Here is a 15,725-nt window from a genome sequence, read left to right as displayed (position 1 = left end):
CGGGTGCGGGCGGCGCCGTGCGCGTGGTCACGGTTCCCGGCGCGGATCACAGCATGAAGGTCCTCGCCTCGTCCCCACTCCTGCCGGCGGAGGTCGCCCGCCTGATCGTGGACGAGGTCGCGGGGTTCATCGCGGACCTGGGTCGCCCGGGTCCGGCGGTGGGCTCCTGAGGGCCGGCCGCAGAATCCCGCGCGTCGGGCCTCCTGCCGCCATCACTCCCCGGGAGGCACGCCGGCGACGAGTTCGGACATGACCTCCGCCGCGGTCTCTCGCTGAGCCAGCGCGGCGTTCTGCCCCATCCAGAGGGAGAGCAGCTCGGGGCGGTCCGCCTCGGCGGCGGCACGGCGGAAGGCACCGGTGAGGACGTTCTGCAGGGGGAAGGGCGCGATCGTGCCGCCCTCTTCGATGGTGCGGACGGCGTGATTCCGCAGACCGCGGGCGAAGCGTCCGCTCATCGCCCGGGTGAGCACGGTCTCGTGGGCGCCGGCGGAGCGGATGCTCGCTCGGTGCGCGGGCGGGGCAGCGGACTCGCGTGTCGCGAGGAACGCGGTCCCGACCTGGACGGCGGAGGCTCCGAGCGCGAGGGCCGCGGCGACACCGCGCCGGTCGGCGATGCCGCCGGCCGCGATGACCGGCACGCTGACGGCGTCGACGACCTGCGGGATCAGCGCGAGCCCGCCGACCAGGCTCTCCTCGGCGGGAAGCAGGAAGGAGGGACGATGTCCGGCCGCCTCGAATCCGGAGGCGACGATCGCGTCCACTCCCCCGGCCTCCAGCGCGACCGCCTCCGGCACCGTCGTCGCCGCGCCGATCACGAGGATGTCGCGTGCGTGCGCCGCACCGACGACCTCGGCCGGCGGCACCCCGAAGACGAAGCTCAGTGCGGCGGGCCGCGCCTCGAGTGCCGCCTCCACCTGTTCGTCGAAGGAGGGCAGGAGACGCTCGGCGTAGGGAGGCGGCTCGGCGCCCGCGTCCGCGTACAGCGCGGCCAGCGCCCGGGCGGCCCGCTCGAACGCTGCTCCATCGGTGGTCTGATCGATCGGCTGCTCCCCCGGCCCCACCCACGGCAACCACAGGTTGAGGGCGAGCGGACCGGACGTGCGGCGCTTCAGCTCGTCGGCGGTCTCCCGGATGCGGTCGGCGCTGTAGCCGTAGAGCCCATACGAGCCGAGACCGCCCGCATCCGCCACCGCGGCCGTGAGCTCGACCGAGGAGAGGCCTCCGAACGGCCCGAGCACGATCGGATGCCGAAGTCCGAGGCGGCTTTGCAGCGACACGATCCTCTCCCTACCGTCGCAGATCCCGTGCCCGCGACCCTACGCGGTCCGCAGGTCGTCGGCAGCGGCGCGGTCGGCGCCCTCGTGGGCGCGCGCCTGCTCCTCCAGCGCGAGCTTGTCGATCCCGTGCATGTCGCGCGTCTCCGCCGTCTCGGCGATCTCCGCCGTCTCTGCGGTCCCCGCCGTCCCGGGGGTCTCCGCGCTCTCCGCGGTCTCCACGTCGTCGCCGGCGTGCGAGTCGCTGTCCGCAGCGTCCAGCTCGCTCACCAGTTCGAACGCGGTGAGCTCGCGCGGCGACTCCTCGATCCCCTCGATGACCCCGATGACCTTGGACTCGTCGAGCGCATTCAGCTTCCGGGCGGCGGGGAACACCTGCCGCTCCAGCGAGCCGACGAACCCGTTGTAGTCCTTGATGGTGCGCTCCAGCGACCGGCCGAGCTTCTCGATGTGACCGGCGGTGGTGGAGAGCCGCGTGTAGAGGGTGCGGCTGAGGTCGAACAGCTGCTTCGCCTCCTGCGTCAGCACGTCCTGCTGCCAGCTGAACGCCACGGTCTTGAGCACCGACCACAGCGTGACAGGCGAGGCGAGGGCCACCCGCTTGCCGAAGGCGAACTCCATGATCGACGGATCCGCCTCCAGCGCCGACGACACCAGCGACTCGCTCGGGATGAACGCGATCACCAGCTCGGGCGACGACTCCAGACCGGTCCAGTACGCCTTGCTGCCGAGCGCGGTGATGTGATCGCGGACCGCCTTCACATGCTGCTTGAGGAGCGTCTCGCGCTGGGCCCGCTCCGGCCCGGTCGCCGTCGCCGGGATCTGGCTGGCCTCCAGGTAGGAGTTGAAGGGCACCTTCGCGTCGAGGGCGATGCTCTTGCCCCCGGGGAGGTGCACGATCATGTCGGGACGGCCGGAGCCCGACTCCGACTGGATGCTCGACTGGACGGAGAAGTCGACGCGCTCGATGAGTCCCGCTGCCTCCACGACGCTCCGCAGCTGGGTCTCGCCCCACACCCCGCGCGTGCTGTTGGAGCGGAGCGCCGACGCGAGCGCCTCCGCTGTGCTCCGCAGCCGCTCCTCCGACTCCGCCGCCGTGCGCAGCTGCTGCGTGAGCTGGCCGTGCTGCTCGTGCCGCTGGGTCTCGAGCTCGACGACCTTGCGCTGCATCTCGGTCAGCGTCTGGCGCACGGGCGCGAGCGCCTCGAGCACCTTGCTCTCCGCCCGTTCGCGAGCGGTGCGCTCCTGCGCCTCCGCACGCTCCCGGTCGGCGCGCTCCTGCGCCTCGGCACGCTGGCGCTCCAGGAGCTCGCGGTACTGCTGCTGGGCGTCCCGCAGCTGCTCCTGCAGCGCATCCACCCGCGTGTGCGCCGCGGCGAGGTCCGTGCGGATCTCGGCCTGCACCGCTGCCTCCGCAGCGCGCACCTCCGCCAGCTCGGTCGCATGGCGCGCCTCGATCACGGCCGGGTCGATCGGCGCGGCCCCCGGATCGGCGACCGGTCGACGACGCAGCAGCGTCGCCACGATCATGCCGGCCGCGGCACCGCCGACGACGAGGCCGAGCACGAGTCCGAGGAGGAGGGCGAGGATGTCCATGGCCTCAGTGTGTCAGGGGCGTCCGACACCGGACGTGCGCGACGCCGATCTGCGGACAACCCGTCCTCGACGACCGCCTGTGGAAGGATCCGGACGGGCTCAGGCGGCGATCGGGACGCCGATGCGCCCGACGCGAGCCCCGCAGAGCTCGGCGAGGTCGTCGATCGTGGCCGCGCCATGCCGTCGCGCCGCGTGGATCACGATGGCCGCGCAGGCCTCGGCGTCCGCGAGCGCGTCGTGGTGGTGGAAGTCTTCGAAGCCGGCGGCCATCGCGGCCACCGGGAGCCGGTACGACTCCAGCGAGTACGTGCGCCGGGCGACCTGCAGGCTGCACAGGTAGCGGTACTCCGGGCAGTCGACCGCGGTGGCCAGGCATGCCGCCCGGATGACCCCCATGTCGAAGCCGGCGTTATGGGCGACGAGGTGGTCGTCCTCGGCGAACTCGACCAGGTCGGCCAGCTGCTCCACCCAGCCCGGCGCTCCGACCACCTGCTCGGGCCGGATGCCGTGGATGCGCACGTTCCACTCCTGGAAGTGGTCGTGCCCGAACGGCGGCTGGATGAGCCAGCCGGCCCGATCGACCACCTTGCCGTCGCGCACCTTGATGAGTCCCACCGAGCACGCCGAGGCGGCGGAGGAGTTGGCGGTCTCGAAGTCGATGGCGGTGAAGTCCAGGGTCACGCTGCGATGCTCGCACGGCCCACCGACGCGGCCGGGGAGGCGGTCCGCGTGCCGCGCCATCCGGCGTCGGGCGCGCCGCCGACCGTCCCCGAATCGTCCACAGGCGCAGCGTCGCGGCGACTTCTCCACCGATCCCGCCGACCCTCCCGGCCGGCCGGACCCGCTGCGTACCATCGGGCCATGCGCCAGAGAAACGACCGCGAATCCCACGCCGCCTCCTTCGACCGGGCGGCGGATGTCTACGACGCCGCGCGCCCCTCCTACCCCGCCGAGGCGGTGTCCTGGCTGACCGAGGGGGTGGAGGGGCCGGTGCTCGACCTCGGCGCCGGCACCGGCAAGCTGACGGCCGAGCTGGTCAAGGCCGGACGGGAGGTCACAGCCCTCGACCCCTCCGAACAGATGCTGCGCGTACTGTCCGAACGCCTCCCCGGAGTGGAGGTGCGGGTCGGCAGAGCGGAGCAGCTGCCGTTCTCACCCGGCTCCTTCTCCCTGGTGGTCGCCGCCCAGGCGTGGCACTGGGTCGACCAGGAACGCGCGGTGCCTGAAGTCGCGCGCGTGCTCAGGCGGCCGAGCGGCCGGCTGGGACTGGTGTGGAACGACAGGGACGAGTCGGTCGGCTGGGTGCGCGAGCTCGGCGAGCTGATGGGCTCGCCGGACGCGACCTACGGCGAGGACGAGGAGCCCCGCGTGCCCGAGCCGTTCGGGCCGTTCGAACGACACGACGTGCGCTGGGTGCAGCAGTTGACGGTGGAGGGGCTGCTCGATCTGGCCCGGTCGCGCAGCTACTTCATCACGAAGGATCCGGAGGGGCAGGCCGCGGTGATCGCCTCCCTCCGGCGCCTGGCCGCGGAGCATCCCGACCTCGCCGGGCGCGAGACGCTGGAGCTGCCGTACGTGACCCGCTGCTACCGGGCAGGGCTGGCGTGAGCCGCGGTCGCCCGGCGGCCATCGCCCTGGCCCGTAGAATGGACGACCGTGGCTCTCACTATCGGTATCGTCGGGCTGCCCAACGTGGGCAAGTCCACCCTTTTCAACGCGCTGACCAAGAACACGGCGCTCGCCGCGAACTACCCGTTCGCGACGATCGAGCCGAACGTCGGCGTGGTGAACCTGCCCGACCCCCGCCTCGACACCCTCGCCGAGCTGTTCTCGAGCGAGCGCACCGTGCCGGCGCCGGTCTCGTTCGTCGACATCGCCGGCATCGTGAAGGGTGCGAGCGAGGGCGAGGGCCTGGGCAACAAGTTCCTGGCGAACATCCGCGAGGCCGACGCGATCGCCCAGGTGGTCCGCGGCTTCAGCGACCCCGACGTGGTGCACGTGGCCGGCAAGGTCGACGCGGCGGGCGACATGGAGACGATCAACACCGAGCTGATCCTCGCCGACCTGCAGACCCTCGAGAAGGCGGAGGCCCGCTACGAGAAGGAGGTCAAGGGGCGCAAGCTGGAGCCGATCGTCCTCGAGACCGCACGCGAGGCGGCGGCGTACCTGAACACCGGCAAGCCGCTCTCGACCTCCTCGATCGACCTCGAGCCGATCAAGGAGCTGGGCCTGCTCACCGCCAAGCCGTTCATCTACGTGTTCAACGTGGACGAGGACGTGCTGACCGACGAGTCCCGCCGCGCGGAGCTCGCCGCCCTGGTCGCTCCGGCGCAGGCGGTGTTCCTCGACGCCAAGCTCGAGTCCGAGCTCATCGACCTCGACGCGGCGGACGCCGCCGAGCTGCTGGCCTCCACGGGTCAGGAGGAGAGCGGGCTGAACCAGCTCGCCCGCATCGGCTTCGACACGCTTGGCCTGCAGACCTACCTCACTGCCGGCCCGAAGGAGTCGCGCGCCTGGACCATCCACAAGGGCTGGAAGGCCCCGCAGGCGGCCGGCGTCATCCACACGGACTTCGAGAAGGGCTTCATCAAGGCCGAGGTCATCTCCTTCGACGACCTGGTGGACGCCGGAAGCGTCGCCGAGGCCCGCTCCCGCGGCAAGGCCCGCATGGAGGGCAAGGACTACGTCATGCAGGACGGCGACGTGGTGGAGTTCCGCTTCAACGTGTAACCAACCGCAGGTTTGACCACGGCGTTCACCAGCCGTGCGACCCCGGCGACCCCTTGAACGGCCCGACGACGGCACTCGTGATCCAGCCGCCGTAGAAGCCTCCGGGCTGCGGGGTGACAACCTCGCCGTCGACGGTGCACTCGTCCATCTGCTGCGCGTAGACGGCGACGCGGTCCCGGAGCGGCTCGAAGCCGGGCGACGGATGCGGGTAGTTCCATGCGGCAGCGAGCCGCACCTCGCCTCCGCCGAGCACGTCGAGATATCGCGCGGTGCCCTTGAACTCGCAGAACGATGAACCGTCGGCGTCGACCAGCGCGCCGGTGACGAAGTCCGCCATCGGCAGGTAGTAGACCGGCGGATGGCTGGTCTCGAGCACCCGGACGACGTCTCGGGTGTCAACGATGAGGTGCCCGCCCAGCCGGATCGTGACGGGCGCGGAGATCCGCTCGATGCGCGGCGGCCTCGGGTAGTCCCACACAGACTCCTGTCCCGGTCCTGGGATCTCGGGGCGTGGTCGGGGCACCTGTTCACTCTAGGTCAGCGGTGCTTAGCTGGAGTATGGCCGCCTCACCGATGTTCCCGCTCGGATCGGTGCTGTTCCCCGGCGTGGCCATCCCGCTACGGGTGTTCGAGCCGCGGTATCTGACGATGGTCGGCCGATTGCTCGACGAGGACGAACCGGGTTTCGAGTTCGGCGTCGTCCTCATCGAGCGCGGACCCGAAGCCGGGGGCGGCGACCAGCGCGCCTCGGTCGGGACGATGGCACGTCTGGTGAGCGCTGCGGCGGGCGCCGACGACCTGCTCATCGTCGGCGTGGGGACGCGGCGATTCACGGTCGAGCGCTGGCTCGACGACGACCCCTATCCGCGAGCCGAGCTCTCGATGCTGCCGGAGCTGGAGTGGTCCGAGGCGCTCGCACCCCTGCGGGCCGAGGCCGAAGCGGTCGTCCGCCGCGTGATCGCCCGCGTCGCGGACCCGCAGTCGGATGCCGGCATAGAGCTGTCGGACGATCCCGTCGCGGCCATCTGGCAGCTGGCGGCGATCGCCCCGCTGGGCGAATACGACAGGTACACGCTGCTGAGGTCGGCGTCGATGGGGGGTCTCCTGCGTCAGATCATCGACCTGGTCATCGAGGCCGAGGAGCTCTGGTCCGCCGAATGAGATGCCACAGCATCGCCCCGTGAAGGTCTGCTTCGACCTGTCGCCCGCACGCCACCCGGCCGCCACAACGGAGGCTCCGGCGCACCCATCGGCACTCCTCTTCCTCCCTCCTCGGCTGCGCACCCGCGTGTCGCGCGCAGACTCCTCCGCTGTGGCGAGCGCCCTCCGTGACAGGCCGCAGGAGAAGACAGCCACGGCGGGCTGGATCTCGAACCCGACTGACAGGCCACGATGGTGTTCGAGCGCCTCGCCTGATCCGAGCAGCTTTGGAGAAGCCTCCCGCTTCCTCCGCTCGCTAGCGTTGACCCGATCGAACAACGAGGAGGTCCCCATGTCGAACGCGGTCGATTTCGTCAGCGTGTCCACGGCCGGGTTGGAGTCGTCGCCGGTGGCGGAGGCGGTGGCCGGGCTGCGTGCCAACGAGGCGCGCTATTTCAAGAACAAGTACGATCACGACTTCACCGTCAGCAGCCCGGACGAGCTTCCGGAGGCGCTGGAGCGCGCGCAGCGCATCCTGAAGGAGGAGCGCGGGATCGTCATCGCCTCGCGCCCGCTGGAGGTGTCCGACTTCGTGGTCGACGGCGTCCGCTGGACCTACGTGTTCTACGAGTCGGGGCTGTCCATCAACGTGCTGTACACGCTGGAGGACGGCGGCAAGCGCGCGGTCGGGTTCAAGCTGTCCGACGGGATGGACGTCCCCGACGAGCTGAGCGACTTCAAGTTCGCGCGGCAGAAGTCGAAGCTCGCCGGCACGATCCGCGGCTCGTTCTTCGTCATCAAGGGCGAGTACTGACGCCGCACGGGATGTCGCACCCCTTCGCTACGCTCCCCGCATGAGCATCGAGGTGCTGCCCGCCACCGGCCGCTGGGACGACTTCGCGACGTTCATGGTGCCGCGCAAGCCGGGCGGCGGCGGGTGCGTCTGCATGTCGTACCGGGATGCCCGCCTCGGGATGCCGGAGCGCATCGCGTACATGGAGGACGAGTGCGCGCGGGAGCCGGGTCCCGGAGTGCTCGCCTACCTGGACGGGGAGGTCGCGGGCTGGTGCTCGGTCGCGCCGAAGTCCACGTACCGGCGCCTGCTGAACTCGCGCACCATCCCGCACCTCGACGAGGAGCGGGACCCGTGGTCGATCGTGTGCTTCGTGGTGCGCGGCGGGTTCCGCAAGCGCGGCCTCATGCACGACCTCCTCGACGGCGCGGTCGAGCGCGCGCGGGCAGCCGGCGCCGAGCTCGTGGAGGGCTACCCGGTCGACGTCGGCCCCGAGAAGGTGGATGTCATCAGCGGATACGTCGGCACCGTGCGCCTGTTCGAGGCGCACGGGTTCCACCGCCTGCAGGAGACCGCCGCGCACTCCGGCGGCGCGACGCGCTGGGTGATGCGGCGGGAGCTTTGACCCCTACAGCTGATCCTTCTCCAGCCACTTCTCCGCCAGGTGGTCGGCGATCACGCGGCGGATGGTGCCCGACTTCGAGCGCAGGACGATCGACTCGGTGCGGATGATCGGGCCCTTGCGGCGGACGCCCTCCACGAGGCCGCCGTCGGTGACGCCGGTCGCCACGAAGAAGGTGTTGTCGCCCTTCACCAGGTCGTCGGCGTCGTAGACCTTGTCCATGTCGAGGCCGGCCGCGATGCCCCCGGCGCGCTCGGCGTCGTCCTTCGGCGCCAGCCTGCCCTGCATGAAGCCGCCCAGCGCCTTGATCGCCGCCGCGGTGGTGATGCCCTCCGGGCTGCCGCCGACGCCGACGCACATGTCGATGCGCGACTCGTAGCGGGCCGCGTTGATGCCGCCCGCCACATCCCCGTCGAGCAGGAGGCGCGTGCCGGCGCCGGCCGAACGGATCTCGTCGATCAGTCCCTCGTGCCGCGGGCGGTCCAGCACGGCGACGCGGATCTCGCCGACCGGCTTGCCCTTCGCCTTCGCCAGCTCGCGGATGTTGTCGCCGATCGACTGCGACAGGTCGACGACGCCGCGGCCCTCCGGCCCCGTCACGATCTTCGACATGTAAAAAACGCTGGAGGCGTCGAGCATCGTGCCGCGGTCCGACACCGCGATCACCGAGAGCGCGTTCTGCCGGCCGGCGGCCGTCAGGGAGGTGCCGTCGATCGGGTCGACGGCGATGTCGCAGGCGGGGCCGCGGCCGTTGCCGACGTGCTCGCCGTTGAAGAGCATCGGCGCGTTGTCCTTCTCACCCTCGCCGATGACGATCAGGCCGTCGAAGTTGACCGTGCCGAGGAACTTGCGCATCGCATCCACCGCGGCGCCGTCGGCCGCGTTCTTGTCGCCGCGGCCGATCCACGGGGTCGCGCGGATGGCGGCCGCCTCTGTCGCCCGCACCAGCTCCATCGCCAGGTTCCGATCGGGGTGGGTGAAGTGGGATGCGCTGTCGATGGTGCTGGTCATGATGGGTCCTCCCGGACGGATTCGAACGACGATGTCGGTGCCGCCCGCAGCGACGTGGGCGGGCGACGATGCCAGTGTAGCCAGGGGGCCGCTCGCGGGGACCGGCCCCGCACGGACGTGCACGCGCTCACCGCACACCGGTCCGGAGACGGGGGCGCCCTGCGTCGCTGACGCCTGTCCGGCCCCTCTCCGGAGGCGGCGAACCGGCCCCGGGGTCCGCTGCACGGCGCTACACCCGCGCACCCGTCCCCACCGGCGCGAGCCCGACCGCGTCGAGCACCTCGGCCAGCGTCTCCGGGCCGCCGACGTTGCCCGGCACGACCACGTACGTGATCTCGCGGCCGTCGTGCGCGAGCATCCGCCACACCGAGACGCCCGGCAGCACCTGGCCGACCACGAACGCCCAGGTCGCCCCGATGCCGGTGCGGGCCACCTCGGCGGAGGTGATGCCGCCCTTGGCGACCACGACCTCCACCGATGGGAGCAGGTCGCGGACGGCCGTGGTGATCGCCGTCATCACCTTCTCACCGTGTGCGAGCGTGTTGTTCTCGGCGGCGCGGACGCGCTCGCTGGTGACGACGGTCAGGGGGCGCTCGGCGAGCTGCGCCCGCGCGCGGCCGGCAGCGGCATGTCCGGCCGCGACGGGGTCGGCCAGCGCCTCGGCGGTGTCGATGACGGCCTCCTCACCCCAGTCCTCGCGGAGGCGCTCCAGCTGAGCGCTCGCGCCCCCGGTGTGCGACCCGCAGGCGAGCAGCGTCGGCCGCGGCTCGGGGACGATCGGACGCGGGAGGAGCCCCTCGCTCTGCACGCCGGCGAGGGCCGCGGCGAGGGGCGCCGCCGACCGCACCACGATGCTCGCACCCGCCGCGCGCGCCTCCTGCACGGCGGCGGCGATGCGGCGGATGTCGTCGTCGGTCAGCGCGTCCGGCAGCAGGACGCTGCCCGCCGGCGCTGACGCGAAGGCGGCGGCGAGGCCGGCCGCGTCCCCGCGCACCACGGCGAGCGGCACGCCCACCGGTTCGCGCGACGACTTCTCGCGCACGTAGTCGGCGAGGATGCCCGTGGAGAACGGGAAGACCGGGTCGTCCGCGTACTCCGTCTCGTGCGCGGGGTGGACCGTGTCGCCGATCCGGACGAGGTGGACGCCGTCGACCGTCGTGCGGCCGCCGTCCGGGAACGCGGGCACGAACAGCATCACGGCGTCGTCGTCGAGGAAGACCTCGGTCTCGGCGAACACGTGACCGCGGAGGGTGGAGTCGCCGCGCAGCACGAACTGCAGCTCCTCCCCCAGCCGGCGCGCGGCCTCCTCGGCGTCCGCCTTCACGCGCGACACCAGGCGCACCGCGGCCGTCTCATCGATCGCACGGCTGTTGGTCTGCACGTACACGCTGTCGCTGAGCCGGAGCGCTTCGGTGAGGAGGTCGGCGTCGCTCTCGAGCAGCACGCGCACGCCGGTCGCGGACTGGGTGCCGGTGGGGTCGTCGTCGAGCACGACGGTCTTCATGGTGGTCCTTTCGAAGGGGTGCGGAGGGGGCCAGGCGCGGCAGGCCGGACGGGCATCCGCTGGAGGCGCGGCGCCGGAAGGGGACGCCGCGCCTCCGCGGGTCTCACTCGCTGGTCTTACTCTCCCGAGGCGATCACGCGCTCGACCTCGGCGCGCTCGGCGGCGCCCCAGGTCTCGCGGGTGAGGGCGACGCCGATCAGGCCGATGACGCCGACGGCGACGTAGATCCAGGCGACGCCGCCCCAGCCCATCCCGATCGCCGCGGCGGTCGCGATGAAGGGGATGAAGCCGGACAGTGCGGCCGAGAACTGGTAGCCGAGGGAGGCGCCGGAGGTGCGGGTGTTCGTGCTGAACAGCTCGCTGAAGTAGGCGCCCTGGGTGCCGGCGAGCATGTCGTGGATGATCGCGAGGCCGATCACGTAGACGAGCACGATCAGGAACGGCAGGCCGGTGTTGACCATGAGGAACATCGGGAAGCCGAACGCGATGGTCGCCAGGGAGCCGATGAGGTACGTCTTCTTGCGGCCGATCCGGTCGCTGAGGGCGCCGAACAGCACGGTCGTGAAGCAGCCGAGCGCGGTCGCGATGATGAGGCCGGTCAGCGCGGTCTCCCGCGACGCGATCTCGCCCGAGGTGATGTACGAGATCAGGTAGGTGACGATGACGTAGAAGCCGCCGGTCTCGGCCAGGCGCAGGGCGATGACGCGGAGGACGGTCCGCCAGTCGTTGCGCAGCACGGTCAGGATCGGGTTCTTGACCAGCGTGCCCTGCGTCTTCGCCTCCTCGAACTCCGGGCTCTCCGACACCTTGAGGCGGATGATGAGGCCGGCGATGATCAGCACGGCGCTGAGCATGAACGGCAGACGCCAGGCGAGCTCGTTGCCGAGGCCCGCCGACAGCAGGAAGGCGACGTTGGCGAGGAACACGCCGAGCGGGACGCCGACCTGCGGGATGGCGGAGTACTTGCCGCGCTTGCGCCACGGGGCGTGCTCGAAGGTCATGAGGATGGCGCCGCCCCACTCCGCGCCGAAGGCGAGGCCCTGGACGATGCGGATGGCGGTCAGCAGCAGCGGCGCGAGCAGACCGACCTGTGCGTACGTCGGCAGCAGGCCGATCAGCACGGTCGAGATGCCCATGACGAACAGCGCGCCGACGAGGACCGGCTTGCGGCCGTACTTGTCGCCGAGGAAGCCGCCGATGATGCCGCCGAGCGGGCGCATCGCGAAGCCGATGCCGAAGGTCAGGAAGCCGAGCAGGACGCCGACCACCGGGTCCTCGCTCGGGAAGAAGTCGGTGCCGAAGTAGAGGGCCGCGGCGGTGCCGTAGGCGAGGAAGTCGTAGTTCTCGACGGTCGTGCCGACGGCCGAGCCGATCGCCACCTTCAGCTTGTCGGGCGAGCCGTTGGCCGCCTGCTGCGAGCGGGACGCTGTCATGGTCATGGTGAGGATATCTCCCTTGATACTCATCGAGGCCGGGAGACCCTCTCCCTGGCCTATCCGGCGGAGCTGGTGACCCCGCCGACGTTGCCGATCGTGTAGAAGCTGGTGATGTGGTCGCGCACCTGGCGTGCGGCCTCATCGGGGTCCCGCCGCACGATGGCGGCGAGGAGTTCGCGATGCTCGGCCCTGACCGTCTTCGCGGTCTCGCGCCAGTTCGTCAGGCTCGCGTAGGCCTCGATCATCTGGCGGTTGATCGCGATGCGGAGGGACTGCATCAGGTGGGCGGTCAGGGCGTTGCCGGTGGATTCGGCGATCGCGACGTGGAAGGCGCTGTCGAGCCGGTTGAACTCGCGCGTGTCGATGCGCGGGTCCTCCATCGCGTCGAGGATGCCGGCCAGCCGGGCGTGGTCGTCATCCGTCGCGCGGTGGGCCGCCTCCCGGCACGACCACGTCTCGAGGGCGATGCGCGTCTCGAGCACGTCGGTCTGGCTGAAGTGCCCCAGCGCGAGCTGGAGCTTCAGGAGGTTGACGAACCCGGGGCCGGGGGTCCCGACCAGCACCGCCCCACCCTCCGGGCCGCCGCCGCGGCGGATGTCCACCACGCCGAGCGCCTCCAGCACGCGGAGGCTCTCCCGGAGGGAGGGCCGGCTGACGCCGAGGGAGAGCGCGAGGTCGCGCTCGCTCGGCAGGTGGTCCCCCGCCTTCAGCCGTCCGTCGAGGATGCGCTCCTCGATCTGCGCCATGACCTGCTCGTACGTGCGCACCCGCTGCACGGGCTCCCACGCCGCGTCTCCGGACATCGCGTCCCCCAATCTGGATCTCGTCGGATGCGTCGGCGCCACACGCGCCGCCTCCGATGAGAAGCAGTCTAGGGTTCATGGCGCTCACGGTCTGTCTGTCAGACCACGGCGAGGTGCTCGCTGCGGAACTCGGCCTCCAGCTCCTTGCGGACCTGGACCGCCTGCAGCGACTCGTCGACGTCGATGTCGTCCCACGAGACCGTGCGGTCCTTCGGGACGTCGCGGATGAGCTTCGCCCCGTGGGCGAGACCGAGCGGGAGCGCGTTGTGCTCCAGCGAGGTGGCGGCGGGCGCCAGCTTGCCGAACACGGTGTAGCCGCCCTCGCCGTCGAGCGTCTCCCCGGCGCGGAGGTCCTTCTTGGCGGTGGTGACGACGTCGCCGCGGAAGCCCGTCGGCGAGCCGGTCGCCTCGCCGCGCAGGACCGCGGCCGCGATCGAGACGCCGAGCTCCAGGCCGATCATGTGGTACGGCCGGTACAGCTCGCCGAAGCGGCCGGAGGGGTCGGTCTGCACGCCGTACTCCGCGAAGCACTGCACGGCGTAGTCGGTGCGCGCCTCGAACGTGACGTAGACGCCCCAGCGGAGGTCGCGGTACACGTCGCTGCCGTCGCGGTTGAGGCTCGAGACGATCTCGACCGTGCCCGAGCGGCTGAGCGTGCCGCCGTTGGCCTTCGGGATGATGAGGGTCGACAGCTCGTCGACGCCCGCCGGCGTGAAGTTGAGGCCCTCGTCCTGCGGGATGAGCCCGGTGCCGTTCGCCACGGCCGCCATCTCGATCGCGGACTTGGTGCCGTCGAGGAACGAGTTGAACATCTTCGGGTTGTAGTCGCCGGAGGCGAGCTGCTCGTCCGTGAAGCCGTAGTAGTTCCACACCGTGTCTGGCGTGGAGTAATTGTACTCGGGGAGGTACTTGGTGCCCTTGCCCGCGGCGACCACGTCGAAGCCCACGGTGCGGCACCAGTCGACCATCTCGCAGATGAGCGCGGGCTGGTCGCCGTACGCCATCGAGTAGACGACGCCGGCGGCCTGGGCGCGGCGCTGGAGGATCGGGCCGACCATGCAGTCCGCCTCCACGTTGACCATGATGACGTGCTTGCCGTTGTCGATCGCCTTCAGCGCGTGGTACGTACCGATGATCGGGTTGCCGGTGATCTCGAGCACGACCTCGATCTCGGGCCGCTCCAGGAGGGCGTCCGCGCTCTCCGTGACGAAGGTGGCGCCGGTGCGCAGCGCCTCGTCGAAGCTCGCGGCGGCGTAGCGCTCGGCCGCCCAGCCGGTGCGCTCCAGCGCGCCCTTGGCCTTGGGGACGTTGATGTCGGCAACACCCACGACGTGGAAGCCGGGGCTGTTCACGGCCTGCGTGAGGAACATCGACGAGAACTTGCCTGCGCCGATGACGCCGACGCGGATGGGGCCGGCTTCCGCGGTCCGCTTCTGCAGCAGGGAGTGCAGATTCATGTGCCTACTCCTTCGTGGCCGGCCCGCGGGCCGCCCTTCGGTGGTTCTTTGGAATGATGGTCAGACCATCAAGCCTTGCACCATGATGGAGGCCGCCTCCCGCGATGTCAAGCGCGGGCGGGCGGGCGGAATGGGCGGCCCGTATGATGAGACCCGTTCGACACCCCGATCTTCTGAGGAGCTTCAATGCCCATCGCAACGCCGGACCAGTACGCAGAGATGCTCGACAAGGCGAAGGCCGGCGGCTTCGCCTACCCCGCGTTCAACGTGTCGTCGTCGTCGACGATCAACGCGGTCCTGCAGGGCCTGACCGAGGCGGGCAGCGACGGCATCATCCAGGTCACCACCGGCGGCGCCGACTACTTCGCCGGCCAGTCCGTGAAGGCCCGCGCGACCGGTGCGCTCGCGTTCGCGAAGTTCGCCACCGAGGTCGCCAAGAACTACCCGATCACGGTCGCGCTGCACACCGACCACTGCCCGAAGAACGCGCTCGACGACTTCGTGCTGCCGCTCATCGCCGCCTCCGAAGAGGAGGTCAAGGCCGGCCGCAACCCGATCTTCCAGTCGCACATGTGGGACGGCTCCGCGGTGCCGCTCGACGAGAACATCGAGATCGCGCAGGAGATGCTCAAGCGCACCAAGGCCATCAACGCCATCCTCGAGATCGAGATCGGCGTCGTCGGCGGCGAGGAGGACGGCGTCCGCCACGAGGGCTCCAACGAGGCGCTCTACACCACCCTCGCCGATGTCGAGAAGGCCGTGGATGCGCTGGGGCTGGGCGAGAACGGCCGCTACATGGCCGCTCTCACCTTCGGCAACGTCCACGGCGTCTACAAGCCGGGCAACGTCAAGCTGCGCCCGGAGCTGCTCAAGGAGATCCAGGAGGGCCTGACCGCGAAGTACGGCCACGGCCCCAAGCCCCTCGACCTCGTCTTCCACGGCGGCTCGGGCTCGACCGACGCCGAGATCGCGGAGGCCGTGCGCAACGGCGTCGTGAAGATGAACATCGACACCGACACCCAGTACGCCTTCACCCGCGCCATCGCCGGCTACATGTTCGAGAACTACGACGGCGTGCTCAAGGTCGACGGCGAGGTCGGCAACAAGAAGGCCTACGACCCCCGCGCCTGGGGCAAGGTCGCCGAGTCCGCGATGGCCGCCCGCGTCGTCGAGGCCACCCAGCAGCTCGGCTCCGCCGGCCACTCCGGCAAGTAATCCGTCAGCGGCGGCCGGCCCCCGGCCGGCCCCCGCCCCGACCCCCCCCCCCCCCCCCGCCCCCGAGCCCGCCGCGCCCCCGCTCGACCCCTCGGGCGTCGCGACCTGCACGGCGGTGGCGCCCGGGCCGATCGGCACGCACGG

General features: G+C 71.0%; 15 protein-coding genes. 6 read left to right on the top strand and 9 right to left on the bottom strand.

Features of this window, described 5'->3' with window-relative positions:
- Nucleotides 1–212: 212 nt before the first annotated feature.
- The 3 genes from ACR9ZG_RS13535 to ACR9ZG_RS13525 all read right to left on the bottom strand — a co-directional run bounded on the left by ACR9ZG_RS13535 (nt 213) and on the right by ACR9ZG_RS13525 (nt 3,551).
- Entirely contained in the window at nt 213–1,277 is a 1,065-nt protein-coding gene (locus tag ACR9ZG_RS13535) for an NAD(P)H-dependent flavin oxidoreductase (protein WP_481285371.1), read from the bottom strand.
- Nucleotides 1,278–1,316: 39 nt separating this feature from the next.
- Nucleotides 1,317–2,870, bottom strand: a complete 1,554-nt coding sequence (locus ACR9ZG_RS13530) for a DNA recombination protein RmuC (RefSeq protein WP_481285370.1) — start codon at nt 2,868–2,870, stop codon at nt 1,317–1,319.
- A gap of 99 nt (nt 2,871–2,969) precedes the next feature.
- Complete coding sequence (locus ACR9ZG_RS13525; RefSeq protein WP_481285369.1) at nt 2,970–3,551, bottom strand: exonuclease domain-containing protein; 582 nt, start codon at nt 3,549–3,551, stop codon at nt 2,970–2,972.
- 180 nt (nt 3,552–3,731) lie between these two features.
- Between ACR9ZG_RS13525 and ACR9ZG_RS13520 the strand changes: the two genes are divergently transcribed.
- Nucleotides 3,732–4,478, top strand: a complete 747-nt coding sequence (locus ACR9ZG_RS13520) for a class I SAM-dependent methyltransferase (protein WP_481285368.1) — start codon at nt 3,732–3,734, stop codon at nt 4,476–4,478.
- 48 nt (nt 4,479–4,526) lie between these two features.
- Complete coding sequence (gene ychF, locus ACR9ZG_RS13515) at nt 4,527–5,600, top strand: redox-regulated ATPase YchF (protein WP_481285367.1); 1,074 nt, start codon at nt 4,527–4,529, stop codon at nt 5,598–5,600.
- A 25-nt stretch (nt 5,601–5,625) separates the two neighbouring features.
- Here ychF and ACR9ZG_RS13510 read toward each other — a convergent pair whose 3' ends face one another.
- Nucleotides 5,626–6,123 (bottom strand): DUF427 domain-containing protein, encoded by a 498-nt coding sequence (locus tag ACR9ZG_RS13510; RefSeq protein ID WP_481285366.1) that lies wholly within the window; start codon nt 6,121–6,123, stop codon nt 5,626–5,628.
- A 35-nt stretch (nt 6,124–6,158) separates the two neighbouring features.
- Between ACR9ZG_RS13510 and ACR9ZG_RS13505 the strand changes: the two genes are divergently transcribed.
- The 3 genes from ACR9ZG_RS13505 (at nt 6,159) to ACR9ZG_RS13495 (ending at nt 8,158) form a co-directional block, all read left to right on the top strand.
- Entirely contained in the window at nt 6,159–6,761 is a 603-nt protein-coding gene (locus ACR9ZG_RS13505; RefSeq protein ID WP_481285365.1) for an LON peptidase substrate-binding domain-containing protein, read from the top strand.
- 331 nt (nt 6,762–7,092) lie between these two features.
- A complete protein-coding gene (locus ACR9ZG_RS13500) occupies nt 7,093–7,554 on the top strand; it encodes a phage tail protein (RefSeq protein WP_481285364.1) in 462 nt (153 codons plus the stop codon).
- Nucleotides 7,555–7,594: 40 nt separating this feature from the next.
- A complete protein-coding gene (locus ACR9ZG_RS13495; protein WP_481285363.1) occupies nt 7,595–8,158 on the top strand; it encodes a GNAT family N-acetyltransferase in 564 nt (187 codons plus the stop codon).
- A 3-nt stretch (nt 8,159–8,161) separates the two neighbouring features.
- On the opposite strand, the gene glpX is transcribed toward ACR9ZG_RS13495, so the two are convergent.
- The 5 genes from glpX to ACR9ZG_RS13470 form a co-directional block, all read right to left on the bottom strand.
- The gene (gene glpX, locus ACR9ZG_RS13490) at nt 8,162–9,166 is read right to left on the bottom strand and encodes a class II fructose-bisphosphatase (protein ID WP_481285362.1); all 1,005 of its coding nucleotides are present in this window, start codon (nt 9,164–9,166) and stop codon (nt 8,162–8,164) included.
- A 229-nt stretch (nt 9,167–9,395) separates the two neighbouring features.
- Complete coding sequence (locus tag ACR9ZG_RS13485; protein ID WP_481285361.1) at nt 9,396–10,670, bottom strand: four-carbon acid sugar kinase family protein; 1,275 nt, start codon at nt 10,668–10,670, stop codon at nt 9,396–9,398.
- A gap of 116 nt (nt 10,671–10,786) precedes the next feature.
- Nucleotides 10,787–12,103, bottom strand: a complete 1,317-nt coding sequence (locus ACR9ZG_RS13480; RefSeq protein WP_481285360.1) for an MFS transporter — start codon at nt 12,101–12,103, stop codon at nt 10,787–10,789.
- A 59-nt stretch (nt 12,104–12,162) separates the two neighbouring features.
- Nucleotides 12,163–12,909 (bottom strand): FadR/GntR family transcriptional regulator, encoded by a 747-nt coding sequence (locus ACR9ZG_RS13475; RefSeq protein ID WP_481285359.1) that lies wholly within the window; start codon nt 12,907–12,909, stop codon nt 12,163–12,165.
- Between the two features lie 98 nt (nt 12,910–13,007).
- Complete coding sequence (locus tag ACR9ZG_RS13470) at nt 13,008–14,366, bottom strand: NAD(P)H-dependent oxidoreductase (RefSeq protein WP_481285358.1); 1,359 nt, start codon at nt 14,364–14,366, stop codon at nt 13,008–13,010.
- Between the two features lie 186 nt (nt 14,367–14,552).
- Here ACR9ZG_RS13470 and fbaA point away from each other — a divergent pair, with 186 nt between their 5' ends.
- Nucleotides 14,553–15,581 carry a class II fructose-bisphosphate aldolase gene (gene fbaA, locus ACR9ZG_RS13465; RefSeq protein WP_481285357.1) on the top strand — a complete coding sequence of 343 codons (1,029 nt, stop codon included), beginning with the start codon at nt 14,553–14,555 and terminating at the stop codon, nt 15,579–15,581.
- The last annotated feature ends 144 nt before the right edge of the window (nt 15,582–15,725 follow it).

The sequence above is a fragment of the Leifsonia sp. KNZ12-8B genome (assembly GCF_056755495.1).
This window is presented reverse-complemented; position numbering and strand designations above follow the sequence as displayed.